Here is a 24041-nt window from a genome sequence, read left to right on the forward strand (position 1 = left end):
TTCGGCGCAGTGTCATCACCGGCACCCCTCGATGATCGGTACTCCGGGAACTCCGCAGAGCATCTGGTCGGTAATGGGTCCCCACGGTGCCCAGACATCGCCGTAGTTGCCGTTTCCGAAGGCGTTGTTCATCTGTCGCACGGCGATCGGCATTACCTGGAGCAGCTGGTCGAGCTGCTGACGATTCTTCTCCAGCCCCGCGCCCATGACTGCCAGCTGCTCGATCATCGGGCCCAGTTGTTCGTCGTTCTCCGCGCCGATCTGCTGGAACTGGCGCGAGAGTGCCGCCATATTGTCGAGCAAGCTCTGCACCATCTGCTTTCGCTCGTTGACGCGGTCGCCGATGGCACCGGCCTGCACCATGATCAGCAGGATGTTGTTGCGGTTGCCATCGAGGATTCCGGCGACCTGGTCCAGGCTCTTCACCAGGGCGTCGACCTGTCCGCGCCGGGCGTCGATTGTTTTCGCCAGTGCGCCGACGCTGTCGAGTGCAGTGGCGGCGAGCTGGGGTGAATCACCGAGCTGGTCGCCGAGCACGTCGATCGCCTCAGAGACTTTGGTGGTATCGATGCGTTCGATTCGTTCGAACTGCGACGCATAGTCGGGGTCCTGCACGATCTTGGCGAGATTGAAGGGAACGGTGGTGTGCGACAGCGTTATTCGGCTGCTACGCAACTCATCGCCGTGTCCGGTGTCCAGCGCTACATAGGTGCCGCCGAGGATCGTCGAGGTCTTGATCTCGGCCCGGGCATCCCGCCCGATCGCCAGGTCGCCGTCGATATGCATCCTCACCGCCACGTGGCCGGCCTCGACCTCAGCCGTCACCACCCGGCCGACCTGGATACCAGCCACCCGCACCTTGTCGCCGGACGTCAACCCGGCCGCTTGGACGAACTCGGCGACCACGGTCTTGTCCCCGATACCGAGCGAGTTGTAGACACTCGACCCGACCAGCAGTGCCGCGATGACAACCGCACCGATGAGACCGGAGCGGATGTCGCGGCGGCGGGGAGTGTCATCTCCGAGCCGGGTACGCAGTCTCGCCATCACCCCCGCGAACCGAATACGAGTCGCCGCGATCATCGGCACACCTCCGAGTGATGGTTGCCGATCAACGCGTTCATGATCTCGGGGAGGACGCCTGGTGGGAGCAGCACGCCGTAGAGCGCGATGTCGAGTTCGCAGGCATAAGCGTTCGCGTAGGCCCCGTTCTCGGTGAGGTGTGCCACGCCGAGCAGGATCTTCGGCAGGTCGATCGCCGCCTGGTCGAGTTTCGCGCCGTTGCCGACCAGTAGGTCGAAGGCCGCGGTCGTCGAGTTCTGCGCCAGGCGCAGCTGGGACTGCACCTGCCCCATCATGTTCGCTACCGACCCGGTGGCGCCGGCGACCTGCTCGGTCGAGTGCAGCAGGGTCTGGCCTTGTTCGTACAGTCCGGCGACGAGGTCGGCGGTCCGGTTGACGAGAGTGTCCAATTCGCCACCGCGCGCGGCCAATCCGGTGACAACGCCGGTCAGGTTGTCGATCACGTCGCCGAGGATCTGGTCGCGCTGCTCGAATTCGGCGGCGACCGCCGCGGCCTGGGTGATGAAGGCGCTCAGCGACACGTTGTCACCCTGCAGCGCGAGGATCAGGGTGTTCGACAGCGAGTTGATCTGTTCCGGCTTCAGTGCGCTGAACAGCGGCTCGAACCCTCCGAGCAGGGCCGTCACATCGAAGGATGGCTCCGTCTGGAAGGTCCCGTCCGCGGCGCGCAGCGGGATGGCTCCGTCGGCTGCCAGCGTGGTGCCCTCACCTTTGCCCGGTGCGAGCGCCACGTAGCGTTGCCCGATCAGATTCTGGTAGCGAATCATGGCCCGGGTATTGGTGAACAACGCCTGATTCCGCTCGACCTGGAACGTCACGCGGGCATGGTGATCCTCGTCGAGCGCGACGGACTGGACCCGGCCGACCCGGACACCCGCCATCCGTACATCGTCGCCGGGATGCAGTCCGTAGGCGTCGGAGAATGTCGCCGAGTAGTGGTTGGTCTCGCCGGGGATGGCGCGTTGGAGCGTCGACCAGACCACCCAGGTGACCAGCACGGACACGATGGCGAACAGGCTGAATCCGATCAGTGGTTTTCGGTAGCTCATTGGTGGCGACCTCCTTCCGAGGTGTCCTGAGTCAGCGATCCGCCGGTCAGCGCAGCGCCGAGCAATATCAGCTGTGTCGCGTTCGGGGTCCGGCCGAGCAGAGCGGTGACCGCCGCCGGCCCCCGCAACGCTGCCGGGCGAACGGGACCGCTTGCTCCGGGTAGCCCGGGTAGAACAGGCAGGCCCGGCAGTGTGGGCAGACCGGGAATGCCTGGCAGACTCGGCAGCGGACCTGGTGCGGGATCCGCTGGTGCGACGGGGGATTCGGCTGGGCGTAGTGCCGCAGGGAGCTCCCCCGGGTCGGCGACCTCGGGAGCAGTGCCGCAGCTCGGTCCGGCCAGCTCGCCGTAGCGCGGGCAGTCGGCCCGGGTGTTGGGCCGGAACGGTGTCAGCGATACGTCGATCTTCCACTGCCACATGAGTTTCCCGTCCGGACCGCCGCGGTAGGTGGTGGAGAATGCCCGCAATGTGTTGGTGAAGTTGACCATCGCCTGCGGCAACGCCTCCGGATCGGCCGCCAATGCCCCGAAGGTCTCAGCGAGCCCACCGACGAGTTCCTTGCCGGTATCGGGATTGCGGGCGAAGAGTCCGTTCACCACATCGACGGTGTCGCCCGCACCGGTGAGCAGCGCCGTCAGACGATCTCGCCGTTCGGCGACCGTCCGGGCCGTGGTCACCGACTGACTCAGCACGTCGAGCAGTGCCGGCGCCGACTGGTTGAGGCCGGCGGCGGCGGTGGTGAAGTTCTCCAGGTCCGAGGCGATCCCGACCTGGTTGACACCGGTGAGCCAGCGATCCAGCCGCTCCAAGGTCGAGCCCGGCATGCGGGCGCTGCCGTTGAGCGCTTCCGAGAGCGTGGCCAGGATTCGCCCGAGCTTGTCCGGCTCCAGTTTGGTCAAAACGTTCCGGAAAGTCGTCAAAGCCGTTTGCAGCGCGACGGTTTCCTCCGTCCGGTCCTGCAGAACCACCGCGCCCGAGGTCAATCCTGTCCCCGGACCGTTGTCGAGCAGCTCGATGGAGGTGACGGCGAAGATGTTGGCGGGCACCACACGGGCGGTCACGGTCGACGGAACGCCCGTGGCGAAACCCGGTTCCAGTTCGATCCGCACCCGCTGGACATCTCCGGCCGCCGCGACCTCGGAACCGCGCACCCTACCCACGGTGAGCCCGCGGAACTTCACGTCCGAACCGGCGGGCAGTCCGTCGCCGGTGGAGGTGAGCTCCGCGACGACAGGCACGGTATCGGTGAACTTGCCCCCATAGCGAAGCAGTAGCAGCGTGGCGACAGTGGCCACCACCGTGCCGAGCGCGACCCCGGCGACCAGCAATTGCCGGCCGCTCGGTCCACGCCCACTGGGATCGTTGATCATTTTCCCACCTATCCCGAGAACCGAATTCCCGGATCAATGCCCCAGATACCCAGTGTCAGAAGCAGATCAGCGATCACCACGACGACGAAGCAGACCTTGATCGCCGAGCCCGCCGCGATGCCGACGCCCTCCGGACCGCCCTGCGCGAAGAATCCGTAGTAGGACTGGATGAACACGGTCAGCGTCACGAACACGATCGCCTTGAGGATCGAGAACAGCAGGTCGGTACTGACGAAGAACTGGTGGAAGTAGTGGAAGTAGGTGCCGCTGGAGGTGCCGCCCATCATCACCACGGTGATCCGGGCCGAGATGTACGCGGCGCTCAGGCCGACCAGGTACATCGGGACGATGGCGATCCACGCCGCCAGAATCCTGGTGCTCACCAGGTAGGGCAGCGGCCGGATGGCCAGCGAGTCCAGGGCGTCGATCTCCTCGGAGATCCGCATGGTGCCCAACTGCGCGGTGATCCGGCAGCCACCCTGCACCACGAACGCGACGACCGCGATCATCGGGCCGATCTCCCTGGTGACCGCGAACGCCGTGATCGCACCCGTCACCGGGCCCATGCCGAGCAGATCCAGCTGCGAAAACGCCTCGAGACCGATGGTGACGCCGACGAAGATGTTCATCGCGATGATCACGCCCATCACCCCACCGCCGACAACGAGTGAGCCATTGCCCCACGTCACATCGGAGAGCAGGCGCCACACGTCTTTGCGATAGTGCTTGAACGCCAGCGGGATATCGGCGAGGCAACGCACGAAGAAGAAGGCTTGATGGCCGGCTTTGCGCACCGCGTTCGCCGGCTGCCCAGCGGCGCGGCGCAGGGCGCGAAGGGGTCGCAGCAGGGGTGGCACATAGGTCGCGGACATCTCACACCACCTGGTGCGGGAACAGCGCGTTGAACACCTGCGTGAGAATCACATTGGTGGCGAACAGCAATAGCGCGGAGTTGACCACCGCCGAGTTCACCGCATTCGCCACCCCGCCGGGACCACCGCGGGTATTCAGGCCCGTGTCGCAGGCGATGATCGCGGTCAGCAGCCCGAAGATGAGCGACTTCAGCACCGCCGCGACAAGATCGGAGGGCGCGGCGAAGGCGGCGAAAGTGCTCACGAACGAGCCTGCCGTGCCGCCCTGGACGTACACATTGAACATGTAGCCGGTGATGAAGCCGATGAAGACGACGAATCCACACAGCAGCACACTCACCAGCATTGCCGCGAGCAGGCGCGGGGCGACCAGTCTCGTCAGCGGGTCGACGCCCATCACGCGCATGGCGTCGATCTCCTCGCGGACCGTCCGCGACCCCAGATCCGCGCAGATAGCCGAACCCACCGCGCCCGCGATCATGAGCGAAGTCACCAGCGGCGCACCCTGTTTGATGATCCCGAGACCGCTCGCCGCGCCCATGAACGACGTGGCGCCCACCTGGACGACCAGTGAACCGACCTGAATGGAAAGGATCACTCCGATCGGTATCGCGATCAACAGGGTCGGGGCGGCCGAGGCATTGGTCATGAAGGCGCACTGGCGGACGAACTCGCCGAAATGAAACTTGCCCCGGAACAGGTCGACGACGAGTTGCGATATCGCCTGGCGGCCCAGTGTGACCTGCCTGCCGAAGGTCTCGATCGACTTGACCGGATGGTCACGGAAATAGTCCCGGCTCCACTCCAACGCGGTCGAGGTCGGGGCACCCGGATCCTTCGTTGATCGCACCTGTGTCACGCCCTCGTGATCGGCGGCCGATGACCGGCATCGGCCTCGGAGCCCACCCGGTCTGCAGGCGCGGTCTGCGGCGTTGCGACGATCGTCGCCATGGTTCCTCCCAGGTTCTACGTGAAGTCGGCGTAGTGTAACAGCAATCACACATGGTTTGGCAAGAGCGATATTTGAGCCACCAAAATGCGCCTCTGATCTGCTATTTCAGGACTAGATTGACAGACGAGCACACCATCGTGAAGATTTAAGTGAATATTACATAGTGACGAGTCATCAGCGCGAAAGTGTTGCCGGAAGCAAGCACTTCGCAGCAGGGCATCTCGGCGCCACCATGACGAATGCGGCCGGTAGCGTAGGAATTCGGTGCGGCATGAAGACCGTGGCGCGTCGGCGATCGATGCTCGCCACCTGAACAAGATCGGAGGCGAAGATGGGCAACGGGACCGACCTGCGCACACACGGCCATCCCCCGCGCGGTAAGCGTCCGGCGAACCGGCGTCAACTGATCTTGCGTGCGGCAGCGACACTGTTCTGCCGGAATGGCTACGCCAATGTCGGCGTCGGTGAAGTGGCGGACGCGGTAGCGATCGGCCCGTCCGCGTTGTACCGGCACTTCCAAGGCAAGCAGGATCTGCTGGCCGCTGTCGTCAGCGACGCGCTGAACACGTTGAACGAAGCCCTGGCCGCGGCCACCGCCGATGATCTCGCGACACGGCTCGCGGCGGCGGCCCTCGCGGATCGCGACATCGGTGTGCTGGTGCGCAGGGAATCCCGGCACCTGTCCGTCGACCATCGCCGCCTGATCAACGCGTCGATCAACGGAATCGGTTCGCGCACCGCCGAATTGATCAGCGAGCGCAGGCCCGATCTCGGTACGGCGGAAGCCGACCTGCTGGCCTGGTGCACGCTCGCGGCGACAAGCAGTGTTTCGTTCCACAGCCTGTCGCTGCCCGAGCCCGAGTTCGCCACCTTGCTCGCGGAACTCATCACGACGGTGGTCGAGTCACCGATCGCGCTGACCGAACGAAACCCGGAAGCGACCGCGGACCGCGGTTCGATGGTCCCCCGCTCCCGGCGCGAAGCCATCCTGACCGAAGCGACGCGCCTGTTCGCCAGGAACGGGTTCGCGAACGTGAGTATGGAAGAGATCGGCAGCGGCGTCGGCATCGCGGGCCCGAGTGTCTACAACCACTTCTCGGTGAAGTCGGACGTGCTGTCGGCGGCGATGTTCCGTGGCGACGCATGGCTACGGATCGACATGAATCGGGCATTCGCTCGGTCCACCGATCCGCGTGAGTGTCTGCACAGGTTGCTCGGCAGCTACCAGGAGTTCGTCTTCGAGAACGCCGGTCTGGTCCAATTGCTCGTCTCGGAGTCCATGTATCTTCCGGATGCGGACCGACATCGAGCGCGGGCGGCCCAGCACGAATACGTCGCGGAATGGGTGCATCTGGTCACCACGGTGCATCCGGACTGGGATGCGGTCAGCGCCCGCATCCGGGTTCAAGCGGCACAGACGATGATGAACGACATCGCGCTCATGCCACCATTGCGCGCACGCCCCGGTGTCGACACGGCACTGCTCACCATCGGCGCGCGACTCCTGGCGATCGGCGACTCGAACTGAGCGCCGCCGGTGCCGCGGTACGTCAGGCATCCGGTTGCAGCGGCACCCTCGACAGTCCGTCCCAGCACAACCCGACCGTGATCTCGACCGCCGCTGTCTTCGTGATCGGCCGACCTGAGTCCAGCCATTGGCGCGCGGCCATCTGACTGGCACCGACCAGCCCGACAGCCAGTAGGCGCGCTCGGTGCGGATCGAGCCCGGAATCATCGACGACGACATCCGAAATGCATTCCACGCACTCGTCGATCGCGTTTCTGATCCGCCATTCGACAGATGGTTCGGTGCTGACACCCGATTCGAAAATCAGCCGAAGGCCAGCCGGGTAATCGTCGGCGAAGTCGAAGAGGGACTGCACCGCGGCGTGTACCCGCTGGTGATTGTCGCCCGAGGCCAACGCGTGCCGCACGCTGCGTACCAGCGCGTCGATATGCGATTGCAAGACCGCCAAGTACAGCTCAAGTTTTCCCGAAAATTGTTCGTACAGCACGGGTTTGGTGAACCCGGCCCGCAGCGAGACCTCGTCCATGCTGGTGCCGTGATAGCCGCGATTCCCGAAGACTTCGCTCGCGGTGAGGATGACGTGTCGCCTGCGGGCCTCGCGACGGAGCATTGTCGGCGTGGCGTTCATGTTGTGGTCGTCAGACGTTCGCGGAGCACCTTTTTCAGGATCTTCCCGGAGGGGTTACGCGGCATCTCGGTGATGACGATCAGCTCGTGGGGAAGTTTGTAGGACGAGATTCGTTCGCGGCAGAATTCCCGCAGCCCATCCAACGTCAGTTCGACGGCTTCCCGCACTACCGCGACGGCGACGATGCTCTCGCCGTATTCGGCATGCGGGCGGGCGATCACGGCGGCATCGAGAATGCCGGGGTGGGCGGCGATAGCGTTCTCCACCTCGATCGAGTACACATTGCGGCCGCCGGTGATGATCAGGTCCTTGAGCCGGTCGACCAGCGTCATGTAGCCATCGGGATCGAGCCTGGCCAGGTCGCCGGTGTGCAGCCAGCCGTCCACGATGGTGGTGGCGGTGGCCTCGGGCTTGTTCCAGTAGCCCTTCATGACGGTCTCGCCGCGCAGGACGAGTTCACCGACCTCACCCGGAGCCACTTCGGTGCCGTTCACGTCGACGATTCGGCATTCCGACAGCATTAGCGCCTGGCGGCCACTGGCGTCGGGGCGTTCGAGGACCTGCTCGCGATGGGAGAAGATGCCGCCGGGGCCGCCCTCCGTCTGACCGCACAGCTGCATGAAGTTCACCCCTGGCCACAGGGCGACCAACTGCTGAACCACGGTTGCGGGCATGGGCGCCGCACCGAACATCGCGGTACGCCAGGCCGACAAGTCGCGCTCGGCGGCGCCGGGAACCCGCAGCAGGAACTGATACATCGTCGGCACCCCGAAGAACATCGTGATGCGTTCGCGCTCCAGGGCTTCCAGCACGCCGGCGGGGTCGAATCCGCTCTGCACGACGTGGGTAGCGCCGATGAGGGTGCCCGGGATCAGCATGATGCACAGTTCGGCGGCATGGTAGAGCGGGGCCACATGCAGGAAGCGGTCGCCGTCGCGCATACCGCACGTTCCTGTCGTCGCCGCGGCGACCCACATCGCACGATAGTGGTCGAACAACGCTCCCTTGGGCGAACCAGTGGTGCCGGAGGTGTAGAGGATCTGCGCGTCGTCGGAGTCGTGGACGGCAATGTCGGCCACACGACATTCGGCGGTGTCCGCGAGCGCGAACAGGTCCGGGAAATCTTCGACCTCTGACATCGCGAGGGCACGCAGCGACTCGGGCAGGCCGTTGCCCACCGCTGTTCGCACCACCGGCGCGACGGCCGCATCGAAGACCAGGGCGGACGCACCGCAGTCACGAACCAGGTAGTCGAGCTCGGGGGCGGCGGACGCTGGATTGACAGGGACGAAGATCGCACCCAGACGGTGCGCGGCGTAGAAGACGATCACGAATCGGTCGGAGTTGGTGGCCATCAGAGCCAGCCGATCACCCTTGGCGATCCCCTGCACGGCAAGAGCACCGGCTACGCGGTCGACTTCCGCATCCAGTTCGGCGTAGGTGTAGCGGCTGCCGCCGAATACGAGCGCCTCCCGGTCCGGGACGCGCCTCGCCGTCGAGCGCAACGTGGCACCGATGGTCACCATGAATCCTCCAGGGCTGCTTTATGTGAATTGTCAGTAGTGTAACAGCAGTCACAAACCGTCGCACAAGAGGCAGCCCAATCCGATCTTCGAGGGTATACGGTGCAGTACGAGTGACCTCACTTGCGTCGGCGCCAGCGATCGTATTCACTAAGTGAATTCGAGATAGTTATCTAGACTGAGGAGTCGATGTGAGTCAACGCGTGGTGGTCGCCGGTGTCGGGATGATTCCCTTCACGACGCCGAGCCGGACCGAAACCTATGACGTGATGGGCACAACCGCGGCGCGCGCGGCGCTCGCAGACGCGGGCATCGGGTACGAGAAGATCCAGCAGGCCTACGCCGGCTATGTCTACGGCGACTCGACCTGTGGCCAAGCCGTGGTCTACGGCCTCGGCCAGACCGGAATTCCGGTCATCAATGTCAACAACAACTGCTCGACCGGATCGTCGGCGCTGTTTCTGGCCCGTCAGGCGATCGAATCCGGCGCCATGGACGTGGTCCTCGCGGTCGGCTTCGAGCAGATGCAGCGCGGCGCACTGGCGATGGGCTACACCGATCGGCCTACTCCGTTCGATCGGTTCAACGCCGTGATGGACCAGATCCAGGAGCGTACCGACGCTCCGTTCGCCGCACAGATGTTCGGCGGTGCCGGGCGGCAGTACGCGGAGAAGTACGGCACCTCGCCGGAGACCTTCGCCAAGATCTCGGTGAAATCGCGCAAGCACGCCGCCAACAACCCGTACGCGGTGTTCAAAGACCCGGTAACCGTGGAGGAAGTACTCGCCTCCCCGCACATCTACGGCAGCTTGACGCGATTGCAGTGTTGCCCGCCCACCTGCGGCGCGGCCGCGGCGGTGCTCGTCAGCGAGAAGTTCGCGAAGGCCAACGGCATCGACGCGTCCGTCGTGATCAAGGCGCAGGCGATGACCAGCGATTTCGCCTCCACTTTTACCGAGAAGGACATGGCGAAGATCGTCGGTTACGACATGTCCAAGGCTGCCGCACAGCAGGTGTACGAGGCATCGGGCGTCTCTCCCACCGACATTCGGGTCGTCGAGCTGCACGACTGTTTCACCGCCAACGAACTACTCACCTACGAGGCCATCGGTCTGACCCCTGAGGGGACCGCAGAGCAGTTCATCAATGACGGCGACAACACCTACGGCGGCCGGGTGGTCACCAACCCGTCCGGCGGACTGTTGTCCAAGGGACACCCGCTCGGCGCGACCGGACTGGCCCAATGCGCGGAACTGGTGTGGCAGCTGCGTGGGCAGGCACAGGCCCGCCAGGTGGAAGGCGTGAACCTCGCGCTGCAGCACAATATCGGGCTCGGCGGCGCGGCCGTCGTCACCCTGTACGAGAAAGTGAGCTGAACATGGCCGTGGACTCCTCGGCAATCGGGATGGAACTGCCCCCGACGACGTTGCGCGTGGATGCGGGGCGGCTGCGCTTCTTCGCCAAGGCGATCGGGGAAACCGATCCCGTCTTCACCGATCTCGACGCCGCACACGCGGCGGGTTACGCGAATCTTCCGGTCCCTCCGACATTCCTGTTCGGCATCGAGCTCGAGCAGCCTGACCCGTTCGAATGGCTGGCGACCCTCGGGATCGACCTGCGTCGGGCACTGCACGGTGAACAGTCGTTCACCTATCACACGACGGCGGTGGCCGGTGACGTACTGACCGCTACGCCGCGGATCGGCGAGGTGTACAGCAAGAAGGGCGGTGCGCTCGATTTCATCGAGAAGACCTCGACCATCACACGGGGAGACGGTGAGCTCATCGCCGAGCTGAAAACTGTACTCGTCGTGCGCAATCCGATCGAGTCTCGCTCGGCGACGGAGAGTACGGAGGCAGGAAAATGACCACGACTCCATCCATCCAGGTGGGAACCGAGCTGCCGTCCGTGCAGATTCAACCCATCTCGCGAACCACGCTGGCACTGTTCGCCGGTGCGTCGGGTGATCACAACCCGATTCATGTCGACATCGACGTGGCCCGCTCCGCCGGGCTCGATGACGTGTTCGCGCACGGCATGCTGTCGATGGCCTACCTCGGCCGACTGATCACCAATTGGGTACCACAGCAACAGCTTCGGTCTTACCGGGTGCGATTCGCCGCCATCACACCGGTGCTCGGTCAGCCGATCGCCACCGGCAAGGTCGTATCCATCGAGGAGGTGGGCGGGGAACGCCTCGCCACACTCGAACTCGTCGTCGCTGTGGCCGACGGCACCGTCACACTCACCGGCGACGCTGTCGTCGCACTCTGAAAGGTATCGCCCACCATGGGAACTCTCGATGGCAAGGTAGCCATTGTCTCCGGCTCGGGTCGCGGCATCGGCCGTGAGATCGCGCTCAAGCTCGCCGCCGAAGGCGCGTCGGTCGTGGTCAACGACCTCGATGCCGAGCCCGCCAAGGAAACCGTCGCCGCGATCGAGGCCGCGGGTGGCAAGGCCGTCGAATGCGCGGGCAGCGTCACCGAGGAAGGCTTCGCCGAGCGTTTCGTGCAAACCGCGGTCGACTCCTTCGGCGGGCTCGACATCATCATCAACAACGCCGGCTACACCTGGGATTCGGTGATCCAGAAGATGACCGACGAGCAGTGGGACGCCATCATCGACGTACACCTCAAGGCACCGTTCCGGATTCTGCGCGCCGCCCAGCCGGTGATCGCCGCACAGGTGAAGAAGGCCAAAGAAGCGGGCGAGCCGATCCCGTGCCGCAAGGTCGTCAACATCTCCTCCGTCGCGGGCACCGGAGGCAATGCGGGACAGTCCAATTACTCCTCGGCCAAGGCAGGCATCACCGGCCTGACCAAGACCCTGGCCAAAGAATGGGGTCGCTACAACGTCACCGTCAACACCGTGGCGTTCGGCTTCATCAAGACCCGCCTCACCGAGGCGGCGGCCGACGGTGACAGCACCATCGACGTGCAGGGCAAGACGCTCAAGGTAGGCGTGAACCCCGACCTGTTCGCCGCGCTCGAGCGCTCGATCCCGTTGGGCCGCGCGGGAACCCCGCAGGAGGCCGCCGGATCGGTCTATCTGTTCTGCACCCCGGAGTCCGACTACGTCAGCGCCCAGACCCTGGTCTGTGGCGGTGGCTTCAACATGTAAGGACCGACGTGACCACTCCTGTGTACCGATCCCCCTGGGCCGACGACGAAGTCCTCGCCCTGCACGATATGGCTACGAAGTTCTTCGAGGCCGAATTGCTGCCGCACGAGGAGCGCTTCGCGGCGCAGAAGCATGTCGATCGCCAATTCTGGAACCAGGCAGGCGAGCTCGGGCTGCTGTGCGCCTCGATACCTGAGGAATACGGTGGCGGAGGCGGCACCCTCGCTCACGATTTCGCGGTGTTCGATGCGCAATATCGACTGGGCGACACCAGCTTCGGCAATATGGTGCACAGCGGGTTGGTCGCGCACTACATCCTCGCCTACGGCAACGAGGAGCAGAAGCGGCGCTGGCTGCCCGGCATGGCCAGCGGCGCGATCGTCGGGGCCATCGCCATGACCGAGCCCGGTGCGGGATCGGACCTGAAGGCATTGCGCACCATGGCTGTTCGCCATCGCGACAGCTATGTCATCAATGGTTCGAAGACGTTCATCTCCAATGGCAAGCACGCCGACCTGGTGATTGTGGTGGCAAAGACCGACGCTGCGGCCGGGGCCAAGGGCATCTCGCTCATCGTGGTGGAGACCGCCGATGCCGACGGCTACCAGGTCGGCAGGCTGCTGGACAAGGTCGGCATGAAGGGCCAGGACACCGCCGAACTGTCCTTCACCGATGTTCGGGTACCGGTCGGCAACCGGTTGGGCGAGGAGAACGCGGGCTTCGGCTATCTGATGAAGCAGCTCGCCCACGAACGACTCGTCATCGCCGTCTGCGCGGCAGCGGCAACCGAAGCGGCCGTGGCCTGGACGGTGCAATACACCAAGGAGCGCAAGGCCTTCGGCGCGACCTTGTTCGATATGCAGAACACCCGCTTCGAACTCGCCCAGTGCGCCACCCTCGCGCGGGTCTGCCGGGTATTCGTCGACAACTGCATCGAACAGCACCTGCGCGGCGCCCTCGACGGTGCGACCGCGTCGATGGCCAAGGCGTACTCCACCGACATCCAGGGCCAGGTCGTCGACCGCTGTGTGCAGCTGTTCGGCGGCTACGGGTACATGCTCGAGTATCCGATTGCCCGCATGTACGCGGATGCGCGAGTTCAGCGCATCTACGCAGGCGCGAACGAAGTGATGAAAGAACTCATCGCACGTTCGTTGTAAGTCGGCCGCCCCATCGAGAGACAGATCCTCGGTGGGGCGTGCCAGGCGTACTGGCGGCGGATTCGACTAGGAGATACAGACAAACGTGACAGGCGGATGGCAAGCGCGCACACCCGCCGGTCCCGTACGCGGGGCCCGGCCGGCGAATCGACGTGCGCTGATCGTGCGGGCCGCGGCGGAGCTGTTCTACCGCAAGGGATATGCCGCCGCGGGGATGAGTGAGGTAGCCAAGGCGGTCGACATCGGCCCGTCCGCTCTGTATCGGCACTTTCGTGGCAAACAGGACCTGCTCGCAACGGTAGTCGGCGATGCCCTCCACACCGTCGACGCCGCACTGGCAGCAGCATCAGCCGGTGACGTCGGCGCACGACTGGCTTCAGTAGCGATCGAACACCGCGGTATCGGGGTGCTGTGGCGCCGGGAATTACGCCATCTGTCAACGGACAATCGCACCGAGCTACGGGCCATCACCGGCAGTATTGTCACCCGGCTCACCGCACTCGTCCGCGCCCGTCGGCCCGAGCTCGGAGCTGCCGAGTCCGACCTGCTGGCGCGGAGTGCGCTCGCGGTCGTCATCAGCGTCTCGTTCCACGGGCTTTCCCTGCGCGGAGCCGGGTTGCGGACTGAGCTCGGGGAGCTGGTCTCGGCCACCATCGACGCTCCGATCACACCGTCCGCTCCAACTGCGGATCACAGCAGATCCGCAGGGATTCGAAGGTGCAGTTCCCGACGCGAGACCATTCTCATCGAGGCGACAAAACTGTTCGCTCACAACGGTTTCGCGGGCGTGAGGATGGACGATATCGGGATGGCCGCCGGAATTTCCGGTACGAGTATCTACAACCACTTCCCAGCCAAGACCGACATCCTGATGGCGGCGATCTTCCGGGGCGACGAGCGGTTGAGGATTTGCTTGAATCGTGCGTTCGAGCAGGCGATCGATCCGCCCGACGGCCTGCGCCGACTGCTACGAGGCTACGGCGCGTTCGTTTTCGAGAATCCCGACCTGGTCCAGTTGATCATCTGCGAATCGGTGCACTTGGCGGCACCGGACCGGGAACGAGGACGGACCGCCCAGCACTCCTACCTCGCGGAATGGGTACACCTCGCCCGCCAAGTGCACCCGACTTGGGATCCGAGCAGAGCCCGGATCCGGATCCGGGCCGCTCAAAGCATAGTCAATGAGCTGGCGCTGACCCCGCGATGCCGACCGCATCCAGGAATCGAATCGGCTGCGGTGGCAATCGGCGAGGAGCTACTCGCGATTTCCGATACGTAGGCTGCAACACCTCGGTTGCTCTCTACCGCTCGAGACCTTCGCTGACCCGCATGAGTAGCTCGACCTGCGGCGCCTCGCCGACCTGCAAGCCGCAATACGTGCAGAATCGCGATCAAGCCCGAACACCGAAACGGTATTGCACGGCCATCAGTTCCAGTAATGGACAATTTGATATCGCCTTTCATCGAGTCCCCTCCTGGCAGTCGCCCTCGATGACCGACCAGACGAGCGGATGCTGATTCCTATGGTGGGCGGTAGTTTTCGATGATTGAAGGGCGTAGGTGAATAGCTTTGATTCACGCCTCCACTGAAACTCGGAGTTAGGGTGAACCCATGGGGTCATCGACCACGATGCAGTTTTGCCCTCGGTGCCAGCGACCGGCGGCCGCAGTCAGTCCGCGGTCGCTGTGTGCCGAGTGTGCACGCGCCGAGTACGCCACGCGGGTCGACGAAGCGCAGTAGGGGGCTGGCGAGCTTCGAGATGCGTTGGGCAGCAGGAGCATCGGGTCGGTACTGGCCGCCTACCGGCACCACTCCGCGCACGTGCACCGGCCGTTGCCCCAGACCGAGTTGGCGCGGTGGTTGGGCATTTCGCAAGCGCGGCTGTGTCGATTGGAAAACCACCGCGCCCAGGTCGACGACGATGCACTCGCGAACATCGCCCACATAATCGCCATCCCGGACGAGCTTGTCTGGTTCGATGCCCGGCCCGGGCGCACCGGCCCATCAGCAGCAAACCCTGCCGATCCCGTGATCTGCCGGCACATAACTCACCATCCGGGCCGGAAACCGCGCCGCCACTGCGGCGGATATTGGCGCCATATTGATGAACCCGCACGGTCGTCGAATCGAACGAGACCACCGAATCGAGTTGCCGGTCGCTTCCGTCAACGCGGTCAATGCGACCAGCACCGATCCCAGGTGCCGTCGGTGAAATAGCGGCGGTGGCGTTTCCAGAGCGCCTGTCAAGTCCGAATCAAGTGAAATCTCGAGCCGTGTCGTCGCCACGCCGCGGATTCGACAACAACGCCTACCAGGTGATTACCCACCGGCGAAGCGGGTCGAATACCTCAAGCGGTGACCCGGGCGGCGGCACCGGCGTCGACCGGCATCACGGTTCCGGTGATATGAGCGCTCGCCTCGGCCGCCAGGAACAGGACGGCGCGGGTCACCTCCACAGGTTCGAGGAACGGCACCGGCTGGGCGTGGAGGCTCATGAGGACCGGTTCGACGTCTTCGCGCGTCGGCGCATCGAGATCAGGACGCACCATCCGATAGAGGGCGTCGTTATGCACCATCGGAGTCGAAATATTGCCCGGAGCAACGACATTCGCGGTGACACCCCGACCTGCCAGCTCGAGCGCCACGCTCTTCGTCATCCCGATGACGCCCCATTTCGAAGCGCAGTAGGCGGCTTGGCCGGGGGCCGCACCGCGCCCGAGCATGGAGCTGATCGTCACGATCCGGCCGTACCCGCGTTCGGCCATTCCCGCCGCGACCGCGGCGATCGTGTTGAAGACACCGGTCAGATTGGTCCCGATGACCTCGTCCCACTGGCCGCCGGGCACTTCGTGGATGGGGGCGCCTGCCGCGACGCCGGCGTTGGCGACGGCGATGTCGATCCTGCCGAACTCCGATTCGGCGCGGGCGACCAGCGCGTCCATGGCGGCACGATCAGCGGTGTCGGCGCGGACTGCGAGGCAACGGCGCCCGGTCGCCTCGACCAGTTTCGCGGTCTCGGCGAGTTCGGCTTCGGTGCCGAGCGGGTAGGCGACCGCCGCGCTGTCCTCGCAGCGGTCGCAGATCACCAGGTCGGCGCCGCGCTCGGCCAGTGCGACGGCGTGCGAGCGCCCCTGTCCCCGGGCCGCACCGGTGACGAGTGCCACCCGGTCCGTGAAGTCGTCCATGTTTTTCTCCTTACGAGGTATCCAGTGTCTGCTGCGGAAATGAAGCAGGTTCGGCTTATCGGTCGTCGAGAACGACCACGGCACGCCCGCGCAGGCCGCCGGCTTCGAGATCGCGATATGCCTGTCCGACCTGGTCGAAGGTGTACGTCTCCACGTCGTTGCGAATCGCGCCGGCCTCGGCCAGCCGGATCACGTCGTGCGCGTCCGAAATGGTCGATCCCTGGAACGTGAAGATCTCGCCGTCCTTGGGCAGTGCATCGAACCACGCCGCGTCGAGCTTTCCGCCTGCCGCACCGATCAGTGCGAACGCGCCACCGGCGCGGGTGGCGGCGATCCCCGCCGCGATGGTGGAATCGGTGCCGACGAAGTCGAGGACTGCGTCCGCTCCCAGCCCTCCAGCGCTCATCGCCCTGATCGTCTCGGCAGTGCTCGCCCCGATCTGCGCGATCGCGTTGTGCGCGCCGAGTTCCATCGCGACCGCTCGTCGAGTGGCGTCGGTGTCGATGACCACGACCTGCGCGGTGGTGAGGTGTCTCAGATATTGGAGCGCGAACGAGCCGAGCCCGCCTGCCCCGATCACCACCACGACGCCACCGGGGGTGATGCGCGGCACCACTCGGCGAACACCGTGGAACGCGGTCGCTCCGGCATCGGTGAGCGTTCCCGCCGTTCGCGGATCGAGGCCGGACAGCCTGATAAGACCCCGCGGACTGGACACCCGGACGAACTCGGCCAACCCGCCGTCACGTCCGTATCCGCGACCGGCCAATCCTTTCGGGCAGCAATTGTCCTGTCCCCGAATGCAATACGAGCACTCGCCACACGATGACGGGGAGACCACCGCGACCGGGTCGCCCTCGGCACAGCTGGTCACACCGGCGCCCAGCGCCGCTACCCACCCCGCAGTTTCGTGGCCGAGCGTGAACGGCACCTGCCAGCCCAGCGACTCGCACACCTCCCTGGGCATCTGCATCATGCCCAGATCCGAATGGCACAACCCGCACCCCGCAACCCGCACCACGACCTCACCCGGCCCCGGCTCGGGGATGGGGACGTCGACGACCTCGGGAGGTCGGCCCCACTCGAGGATTCGGTATGCCTGCATGGTTCCAGCCACGTGCTTCCCTTCTCAAGATCTGCCGACCACAAGTGGTCGAAATATCGACCGTTACGGTCTAAATATGGGATTCTTCTGAGGTTACAATCCGTTCACTCAGCGGTCAACGGCCGGTTTCCTGCCGAGCGAAGGGATTACGCCCCCCGACGTCGGCGGTCACCGCAGCCGCCACCGCCTTCAATGCGGATGCGCGCTTCGCGATCTCGAGGTTCGAGATCGCGCCGCCGACATAGACGGACAGCACCATCGACTGCCGGCCGTCCGAGTCGAATACCGGGGCGGCAAGGAGGCTGACCTCGTGCGTCTCCGCGGAATCACCGAGCGCCCCCCGAACGAACATCGGCTCGCCGACGCCCGACACCAGCTCGGAGACCAGCTCCCGCAGCTCCGGCGACATGTCGTGCGCGGCAACCCCGGCCATGAGCCGGTGCAACCGCCGCACCGTCGGCGTGAGGCTCTCGATCAGGTAGCCGGACTCCCGGCACTCCGCGGCCATTCGGTGGACGTGCTCGACATCCAATCCCGCCGACAGCACCGGCTCGCGGCGCAGCCAACTGTTCAGCTCCTCGTCCGGCTCCCAGAGCACGAACATCAGCCCGACCGGCGGCGCGAACGGATACACCTGACCCACGGAGGCCGGCGGGGAAACGCCGGGCGGCGTGACCATCTCGAGCACCATGACCTCGTCGCGGACCACGGCCGCCGCGGTGCAGATGGCGCCGAACTGCTCACTGAGCCCGTCGAGGCGGTCGCGGACCAGCGAGCCGAGCGCGAAGTCGCGTTGAGCCGCCCGGCCCGCGGCCACCAGCGCGGGGCCGAGCCCGTAGGACTTCGTCCGGGAGTCGCGGATGAGATACCCGCTTGCGGTCAACTCCGTGACGATGCCCAGGCAGGTCGGCTTCGTGATCCGGCAACGCCGCGCCAACTCCGAGAGACCGAAGCGTTCCCCCTGGTGGCGCACCAGAAAATCGAGGACCTGAACCACGCGCGCAGTCGGGGGCGAAGCTACCTCGCGCTCCACCGATCCCACCGCCTCCCGGGAATCAACCATTGACCATTCCTTCCACAGTCGCCTACAGTGACGCCCATCACCTTACCGCATCGGTCCATATTTCGACCAATGCGCAGGAGTGCACGGCCGGCTCGCTTCCGGGCAGTTCAGCTGAGTCTCTCTGATTGTTGACGCACCCGTAGCCAATGGCTACAGTGAGTCCAGTCACAAATCGAATGGGTCGTGGCATCACTTGCGATTTCGTTCGCACTCGGTCATCGGCACCTTCAGAGCCGTCCGGCAGCCACCCCGAACCTCGCTGGCGAGGACATCACGTTTTTAGGAGTCACTGTTGAGCACACGTAAGTCGAACTGGGGCCGCTGGGGCGAGTCGGATGAGTTGGGGGCGCTCAATCTCCTCACGCCGGAGCGAGTGCTCGCAGCCCTGCGCCTGCCGAAGACCGGCAAGACCTACAGCCTCAGCATTCCGATCCAGCGGTCGGGCGTGCCGAACCTCGACTATCGCGGTACTCCGCAGCGGCTGACCATGATCAATCAGGAGGACGAGGCGATGGCCCGCGCCAACGGCGGCGCTCCCGGTGTCGGCGCCAACGAGGATCAGCTCATCATGCCGTCGCACACCTCGACGCATATGGACGCGCTGTGCCACGTGTACGCCGACAACAAGATCTACAACGGGTACCCGGCCGATCAGGTCACGCCATACTCGGGCGCGGCCAAGTGCAGCATCGACAAGGTCGGCGGCGTCGTCGGGCGCGGCGTCCTCATCGACGTCGCCGCGTCGAAGGGAGTCGCCCTCCTTGCCCCGGGCTACGTCATCACCGCGGCCGATCTGCAGAACGCGCTGGACGATCAGGGCGTCGAACTGCAGACAGGTGACCTGGTGGTGATCCGCACGGGGTGGCTCGAGGACTACCTCGCCGACCAGGGCGCGATGATGCCGCAGCCGGGCATCGGCCTCGAAGCGGCCGCCTTCCTCGCCGCAAAAGACGTGGCGTTGGTCGGCTCGGACAACACGGCCATCGAGCCGATCCCGTTCGACCAGAACGTGTATCTCGGCGGACACATCATCCTGCTCGTCGAGAACGGCATCCACCTTGTCGAGAACATGAACCTGGCAGAGCTGGCGGCCGACAAGTGCTACGAATTCCTGCTCACCATCGGCGCACTGAAGATCACCGGCGCCACAGCGAGCCCTGTCACTCCCGTCGCCATCGGTTGACCGTACCCATTTCACACGACAAGGACTCCGGATGAACGAGAACGCCGAAGCGGCCGCGCACGAGTACCGCACCTCCCACGTCGGGCTGTGCGTCTCCGATCTCGCGAAAAGCATTCGCTTCTACTGTGACGGACTGGGTTTCGTCAAAATCATGGAATACGACATCGACGAGCAAATTCCCGAAGTCGATGCGCCGTGCAGCCTCACCTCGACCTTCCTGGAGAAGGACGGTCTGCGCGTCGAGTTGCTCACCTACCGTCAGCCCGGCGTGATCGGTACCCCGCCCACCCGGCGCAACCATCTGGGAATGACCCACCTGTCGTTCTTCGCCGAAGACATCGACGGCGCGGCGAATGCGCTGTGCGAGTACGGCGGAGTGCTGGTGCCCGACACCCGCGCAGGTGCCGACGACCCGACCGCACCGCAGTTCGTGTTCGTGGCCGACCCCGACGGCAACCGCATCGAGCTCATGCACATCCCTGCCGGCACCCCGTGGTGATCGAGCAACAAGCAAAAGGACAGTTATGACCGCCCCAGAAAAGACTGCACGCGATCCGCACCTCTGGGTACCGCAGCGCAAGGTGGAAGACCTGGAATGGTTCCGGGAGAAGTACGCGGCCGAACGCGACAAGCGTCTGCCGAACACCGGCGCCGACACCTTCCAGGCGATCGATTTCGACGGCAAGTTCGCCGCGTTCGATATCGATCCGCACGCTGACGGCCCGCGCACCCTGCCCCCCGTTCAGGAAGACGTCGACGTGCTGATCATCGGCGCGGGCTTCATGGGGATGAGCGCGGGCATCGAGCTCGACAAGCTCGGAGTCTCGGACTACAGGATCCTCGACGTCGCCTCCGACTTCGGCGGCACCTGGTACTGGAACCGATACCCGGGCGTACGGTGCGACGTCGAGGCGTATGTCTACCTCCCCTACCTGGAGGCGACCGGCTACATGCCGACCGAACGCTACGTGCGCGGCAGCGAGATCTTCGAGTACTGCAAATCGCTCGCCAAGCAGTTCGACCTCTACGACAGAGCCCTGTTCCAGACGCGTGTCACCGGTATGGAGTGGGACGATGACGCAGCTCGCTGGACCGTCAGCACCGACGCAGGCGACACCTTCCGCGCCCGTTTCGTGTCGACGCAGAGCGGTCAGTTCAGCCGCCCGCAGCTGCCCGGAATTCCGGGAATCGAGAAGTTCGCCGGCGCCAGCTTCCACACCAGCCGCTGGGATTACGACTACACCGGTGGCGACATCACGGGTGGTCTGGACAAGCTGCACGACAAGCGCGTCGCGGTGATCGGTACCGGTGCCACCGGCGTGCAAGCCATCCCGCAGCTCGCCGAATACGCTGAGTCGGTCGTCGTTTTCCAGCGCACGCCGTCGCAGATCGCCCCGCGCGAGAACGCGCCGACCGACGTCGACTGGTTCAAGAATCTGCCCGAGGGCTGGCACGCCACGCGCCGCGCGACCTTCGACAAGTGCGCGATGGACCGCGCCACGATCGACTGCGAGGTCGACGACGGCTGGATCAAGTTCGCGAAGTTCCAGATGAACGCGATCTACGAGGCCGGCGGCGCGGAGCCGACGCCCGAGCAGTACATGAACGCGATGGAGCGTTCGGACTACGAGTGGAACGAGATGCTGCGCGATCGCGTCGACTCCATCGTGAACGACTCGGCCAAGGCCGCGAAGCTCAAGACGTACTACCGCACCATGTGCAAGCGGCCGGGCTTCAGCGACGATTTCCTGCCGGTGTTCAACAAGGATTCGGTCGACATCGTCGACACTTCCGAGACCCCGATCGACCGGATCACCGAGACCAGCATCATCGTCGGCGACCACGAGTACGAGGTCGACCTCATCGTCTACGCGACCGGGTTCCAGCAGGGACGTACCTGGACCGACAAAGCGGGCTACGACGTTCTCGGCCGCGACGGGAATCGGCTGTCGAAGAAGTTCGCCGACGGTGTCAGCACCTACCACGGCTTCCTCAGCGAGGAATTCCCGAACCTGTTCTTCTTGGGCTTCATCCAGTCGACCCAGGTCTCGAATATCGCCAACCTGATCGATCACCAGTCCGTCCACATGAGCTACATGATCAACAAGGCCATCAGTGAGGGCATGCGCGCAATCGAGCCGACCCCCGAGGCCGAGGCCGGCTGGAACGAGACCATCGACACGATGGCCGAGCTGCGCCGCGACTGGAACATGACCTGTACCCCGGGGCAGTACAACAACGAGGGCCGCATCGACGACAAGCGCAGCAACCTCGTTGGTGGTCTGTACGGACCCGGGTACGAGTACTTCGATCTGCTCCACAAGTGGCGTGAGGACGACCAGTTCCACGGCATCGCGGTCACTCGCTGAGTGGTCGAGCAGATTTCCATGGACCGGCGGACGGCCTCATTCGTGGTCGTCCGTCGGCCTGCACAGATTGACCAAGGAGATAGAAATGGCATTGACTCCCGTCAAGCTCGGGTATTCGCTGTTCACCCTCGTGGATCCGGCGCGCGGTCACGAGGTGGACTACAACCGCTGGTACGAGCGCGACCACCGGTACTCCGGCTGCATGGTCGGCCCGGGCTGGTTCACCGGCAGTCGCTGGGTCGCCACGAAGGCGCTCAAGGACCTGCGCTTCCCGGAGACCGGGCCGGTCGCGACCAAGACCGAGAACGGCTCGTACCTGGCGACTTACTGGGTGCACGAGCCCGACGCGGAGATCGCCGACGCGTGGGCCCAGAAGCAGGTCGGCGAGCTGTACGCGGCCGGCCGCGGCTTCGCCGAGCGGGAGCACGTGCACACAGCGCAGTACCTGCCCGACTCGACGGTCTCCGCCCAAGATCACGGCGTGCCGCTGGAGCTGGCGCACGACCATCACTACGGCGGCCTGGTCACCGTGATGATCGAGCCGGCCGAGGGCGTCGATCGCGCAGCCGCCCTCGAGGCCATCGACAATGGCCCGGCCGAGAAGCTGGTCGGCAAGGGCGCCGTTGACCTGATCAGCAGCTGGCGGATGAAGCCCTGGCCCTCCGACCACAGTGTCCCGATGAAGATGGGCAACGACGGCGGAACCTCGGACCGCATCCTGCAGATGCTGTTCCTCGAGGAGAGCCCGGTCGACTGCTGGCAGCAGATCATCGACTACGCGGCCGACATCGCGGCGTCGGGCGCCGGCACCGTGACCTTCGCGTCGCCGTTCATCCCGACCGTGGTCGGAACTGACAAGTACACCGACGAGTTGTGGTGACTGCGCGATGCTGAACGGCGAGAAGATCCTGGTCACCGGCGTCGCCGGCCAGATCGCCTTCCCTATCGCGCGCATGCTCGCGGCCGAGAACGAGGTGTGGGGGCTGGCACGATTCAGTCGAGCCGACGACCGGCAGCGGGTGTGCGACGCGGGGATCACCCCGGTCGCCTGCGACCTCGGTGACGGCGACTTCGCGGGTGTCCCGAGCGACTTCACGTACGTCGTGCATCTGGCGGCGAGTCTGGCACCGGGATGGGACTACGACGCTGCGATCCGCGCCAATGCGGAGGGCACCGGACTGCTCCTCCAGCACTGCCGGTCGGCGAAGGGCGCACTCGTGATGTCGACCCACTCGGTCTATCGGCCGCAGGACGATCCGAGGTACGTGTTCACCGAGGAGTCGCCGCTCGGGGAGTGCAACAGCACCCACACACCGACCTACTCGATGTCGAAGATCAGCCAGGAGGCCACCGCACGGCTCGCCGCGCGCGCCTTCGGCGTCCCGGTCACGATCGCGCGGATGAACGCCTCGTACGGGCCGGGCGGCGGACTGCCCGCCATGCACATCGACGCCCTCGCCGAAGGTCGGCCGATCACCACCCGCTGGGACCCGTGCATGTACAGCCCGATCTATGAAGACGACATCACCGTGCAGGTCGGCGCGTTGCTCGACGCAGCGTCCACACCGGCGACCATCGTCAACTGGGGTGGTGACGAAGCGGTCAGCGTCCAGGAGTGGGCGGCATACGCCGGCGAGCTGATGGGCGTCGACGCGACCGTCGACGTGGCCCCGATCGAGGGGACGCTGCGCGGGTCGATCGCGGACACGAGTCGGCGCGCATCCATCACCGGACCGTGCACGGTGGGTTGGCGCGAAGGCATCCGCCGGACAGTTGCACTCCGCCATCCGGACATGCTCGTCGAGACCGCGCACTCGTGAACATCGTCTCGTAGAACACATTCTTGTAGA

Annotated in this window: 22 protein-coding genes; 12 read left to right on the forward strand and 10 right to left on the reverse strand. The window is 65.1% G+C overall.

Annotation, left to right across the window (positions count from 1 at the left end):
• Positions 1-15 precede the first annotated feature (15 nt).
• The 5 genes from ACQHI0_RS17540 to ACQHI0_RS17560 are packed head-to-tail and all read right to left on the reverse strand — an operon-like array spanning position 16 to position 5224.
• The gene (locus ACQHI0_RS17540) at positions 16-1083 is read right to left on the reverse strand and encodes an MCE family protein (RefSeq protein WP_427908998.1); all 1068 of its coding nucleotides are present in this window, start codon (positions 1081-1083) and stop codon (positions 16-18) included.
• Positions 1080-2132: an MCE family protein gene (locus ACQHI0_RS17545; RefSeq protein ID WP_427908999.1), complete on the reverse strand. Its 1053-nt coding sequence runs from the start codon at positions 2130-2132 to the stop codon at positions 1080-1082. Before ACQHI0_RS17545 ends, ACQHI0_RS17540 begins: the two co-directional genes overlap by 4 nt.
• Complete coding sequence (locus tag ACQHI0_RS17550; protein ID WP_427909000.1) at positions 2129-3502, reverse strand: MCE family protein; 1374 nt, start codon at positions 3500-3502, stop codon at positions 2129-2131. The genes ACQHI0_RS17545 and ACQHI0_RS17550 overlap by 4 nt, the downstream gene beginning before the upstream one ends.
• 8 nt (positions 3503-3510) lie before the next feature.
• On the reverse strand, positions 3511-4374 hold the full coding sequence (locus ACQHI0_RS17555; protein WP_427909001.1) for an ABC transporter permease: 864 nt from the start codon (positions 4372-4374) through the stop codon (positions 3511-3513).
• Between the two features lies 1 nt (position 4375).
• Positions 4376-5224 (reverse strand): MlaE family ABC transporter permease, encoded by an 849-nt coding sequence (locus ACQHI0_RS17560; RefSeq protein ID WP_427909002.1) that lies wholly within the window; start codon positions 5222-5224, stop codon positions 4376-4378.
• 433 nt (positions 5225-5657) lie between these two features.
• On the opposite strand from ACQHI0_RS17560, the gene ACQHI0_RS17565 reads away from it, so the two are divergent.
• Positions 5658-6854 (forward strand): TetR/AcrR family transcriptional regulator, encoded by a 1197-nt coding sequence (locus ACQHI0_RS17565; RefSeq protein ID WP_427909003.1) that lies wholly within the window; start codon positions 5658-5660, stop codon positions 6852-6854.
• A gap of 22 nt (positions 6855-6876) precedes the next feature.
• Here the strand turns inward: ACQHI0_RS17565 and ACQHI0_RS17570 are convergent, their stop codons facing one another.
• Both ACQHI0_RS17570 and ACQHI0_RS17575 read right to left on the reverse strand, forming a co-directional pair.
• Positions 6877-7482, reverse strand: a complete 606-nt coding sequence (locus ACQHI0_RS17570; protein WP_427909004.1) for a TetR/AcrR family transcriptional regulator — start codon at positions 7480-7482, stop codon at positions 6877-6879.
• Positions 7479-9008, reverse strand: coding sequence for a class I adenylate-forming enzyme family protein (locus ACQHI0_RS17575; protein ID WP_427909005.1), 1530 nt, complete (start codon positions 9006-9008; stop codon positions 7479-7481). Before ACQHI0_RS17575 ends, ACQHI0_RS17570 begins: the two co-directional genes overlap by 4 nt.
• A gap of 188 nt (positions 9009-9196) precedes the next feature.
• Here ACQHI0_RS17575 and ACQHI0_RS17580 point away from each other — a divergent pair, with 188 nt between their 5' ends.
• The 6 genes from ACQHI0_RS17580 (at position 9197) to ACQHI0_RS17605 (ending at position 14564) form a co-directional block, all read left to right on the forward strand.
• Positions 9197-10381: a lipid-transfer protein gene (locus ACQHI0_RS17580; protein ID WP_427909006.1), complete on the forward strand. Its 1185-nt coding sequence runs from the start codon at positions 9197-9199 to the stop codon at positions 10379-10381.
• 2 nt (positions 10382-10383) lie between these two features.
• Complete coding sequence (locus ACQHI0_RS17585; protein WP_427909007.1) at positions 10384-10872, forward strand: MaoC family dehydratase N-terminal domain-containing protein; 489 nt, start codon at positions 10384-10386, stop codon at positions 10870-10872.
• Positions 10869-11279 carry a MaoC/PaaZ C-terminal domain-containing protein gene (locus tag ACQHI0_RS17590; protein WP_427909008.1) on the forward strand — a complete coding sequence of 137 codons (411 nt, stop codon included), beginning with the start codon at positions 10869-10871 and terminating at the stop codon, positions 11277-11279. Before ACQHI0_RS17585 ends, ACQHI0_RS17590 begins: the two co-directional genes overlap by 4 nt.
• A 15-nt stretch (positions 11280-11294) precedes the next feature.
• Positions 11295-12125 carry an SDR family NAD(P)-dependent oxidoreductase gene (locus tag ACQHI0_RS17595; protein WP_427909009.1) on the forward strand — a complete coding sequence of 277 codons (831 nt, stop codon included), beginning with the start codon at positions 11295-11297 and terminating at the stop codon, positions 12123-12125.
• A gap of 8 nt (positions 12126-12133) precedes the next feature.
• Complete coding sequence (locus tag ACQHI0_RS17600) at positions 12134-13285, forward strand: acyl-CoA dehydrogenase family protein (RefSeq protein ID WP_427909010.1); 1152 nt, start codon at positions 12134-12136, stop codon at positions 13283-13285.
• A gap of 85 nt (positions 13286-13370) precedes the next feature.
• Positions 13371-14564: a TetR/AcrR family transcriptional regulator gene (locus tag ACQHI0_RS17605; RefSeq protein ID WP_427909011.1), complete on the forward strand. Its 1194-nt coding sequence runs from the start codon at positions 13371-13373 to the stop codon at positions 14562-14564.
• Positions 14565-15634: 1070 nt separating this feature from the next.
• Here the strand turns inward: ACQHI0_RS17605 and ACQHI0_RS17610 are convergent.
• The 3 genes from ACQHI0_RS17610 to ACQHI0_RS17620 form a co-directional block, all read right to left on the reverse strand.
• Positions 15635-16471, reverse strand: a complete 837-nt coding sequence (locus tag ACQHI0_RS17610; protein ID WP_427909012.1) for a mycofactocin-coupled SDR family oxidoreductase — start codon at positions 16469-16471, stop codon at positions 15635-15637.
• Between the two features lie 55 nt (positions 16472-16526).
• Positions 16527-17588 (reverse strand): alcohol dehydrogenase catalytic domain-containing protein, encoded by a 1062-nt coding sequence (locus ACQHI0_RS17615; protein ID WP_427909013.1) that lies wholly within the window; start codon positions 17586-17588, stop codon positions 16527-16529.
• A gap of 103 nt (positions 17589-17691) precedes the next feature.
• On the reverse strand, positions 17692-18639 hold the full coding sequence (locus tag ACQHI0_RS17620) for a helix-turn-helix domain-containing protein (protein ID WP_427909014.1): 948 nt from the start codon (positions 18637-18639) through the stop codon (positions 17692-17694).
• Between the two features lie 292 nt (positions 18640-18931).
• Here ACQHI0_RS17620 and ACQHI0_RS17625 point away from each other — a divergent pair, with 292 nt between their 5' ends.
• From ACQHI0_RS17625 to ACQHI0_RS17645, 5 genes are all read left to right on the forward strand, one after another.
• Positions 18932-19822, forward strand: coding sequence for a cyclase family protein (locus tag ACQHI0_RS17625; RefSeq protein ID WP_427909015.1), 891 nt, complete (start codon positions 18932-18934; stop codon positions 19820-19822).
• A gap of 31 nt (positions 19823-19853) precedes the next feature.
• Positions 19854-20321 carry a VOC family protein gene (locus ACQHI0_RS17630; protein ID WP_427909016.1) on the forward strand — a complete coding sequence of 156 codons (468 nt, stop codon included), beginning with the start codon at positions 19854-19856 and terminating at the stop codon, positions 20319-20321.
• Positions 20322-20346: 25 nt separating this feature from the next.
• On the forward strand, positions 20347-22191 hold the full coding sequence (locus ACQHI0_RS17635) for a flavin-containing monooxygenase (RefSeq protein ID WP_427909017.1): 1845 nt from the start codon (positions 20347-20349) through the stop codon (positions 22189-22191).
• 85 nt (positions 22192-22276) lie between these two features.
• Complete coding sequence (locus tag ACQHI0_RS17640; protein WP_427909018.1) at positions 22277-23071, forward strand: hypothetical protein; 795 nt, start codon at positions 22277-22279, stop codon at positions 23069-23071.
• Between the two features lie 7 nt (positions 23072-23078).
• The gene (locus tag ACQHI0_RS17645) at positions 23079-24011 is read left to right on the forward strand and encodes an NAD-dependent epimerase/dehydratase family protein (RefSeq protein WP_427909019.1); all 933 of its coding nucleotides are present in this window, start codon (positions 23079-23081) and stop codon (positions 24009-24011) included.
• Positions 24012-24041 lie beyond the last annotated feature (30 nt).

Origin of the sequence: Nocardia sp. FBN12 (genome assembly GCF_050320175.1) — a bacterium.
Classification (GTDB): domain Bacteria; phylum Actinomycetota; class Actinomycetes; order Mycobacteriales; family Mycobacteriaceae; genus Nocardia.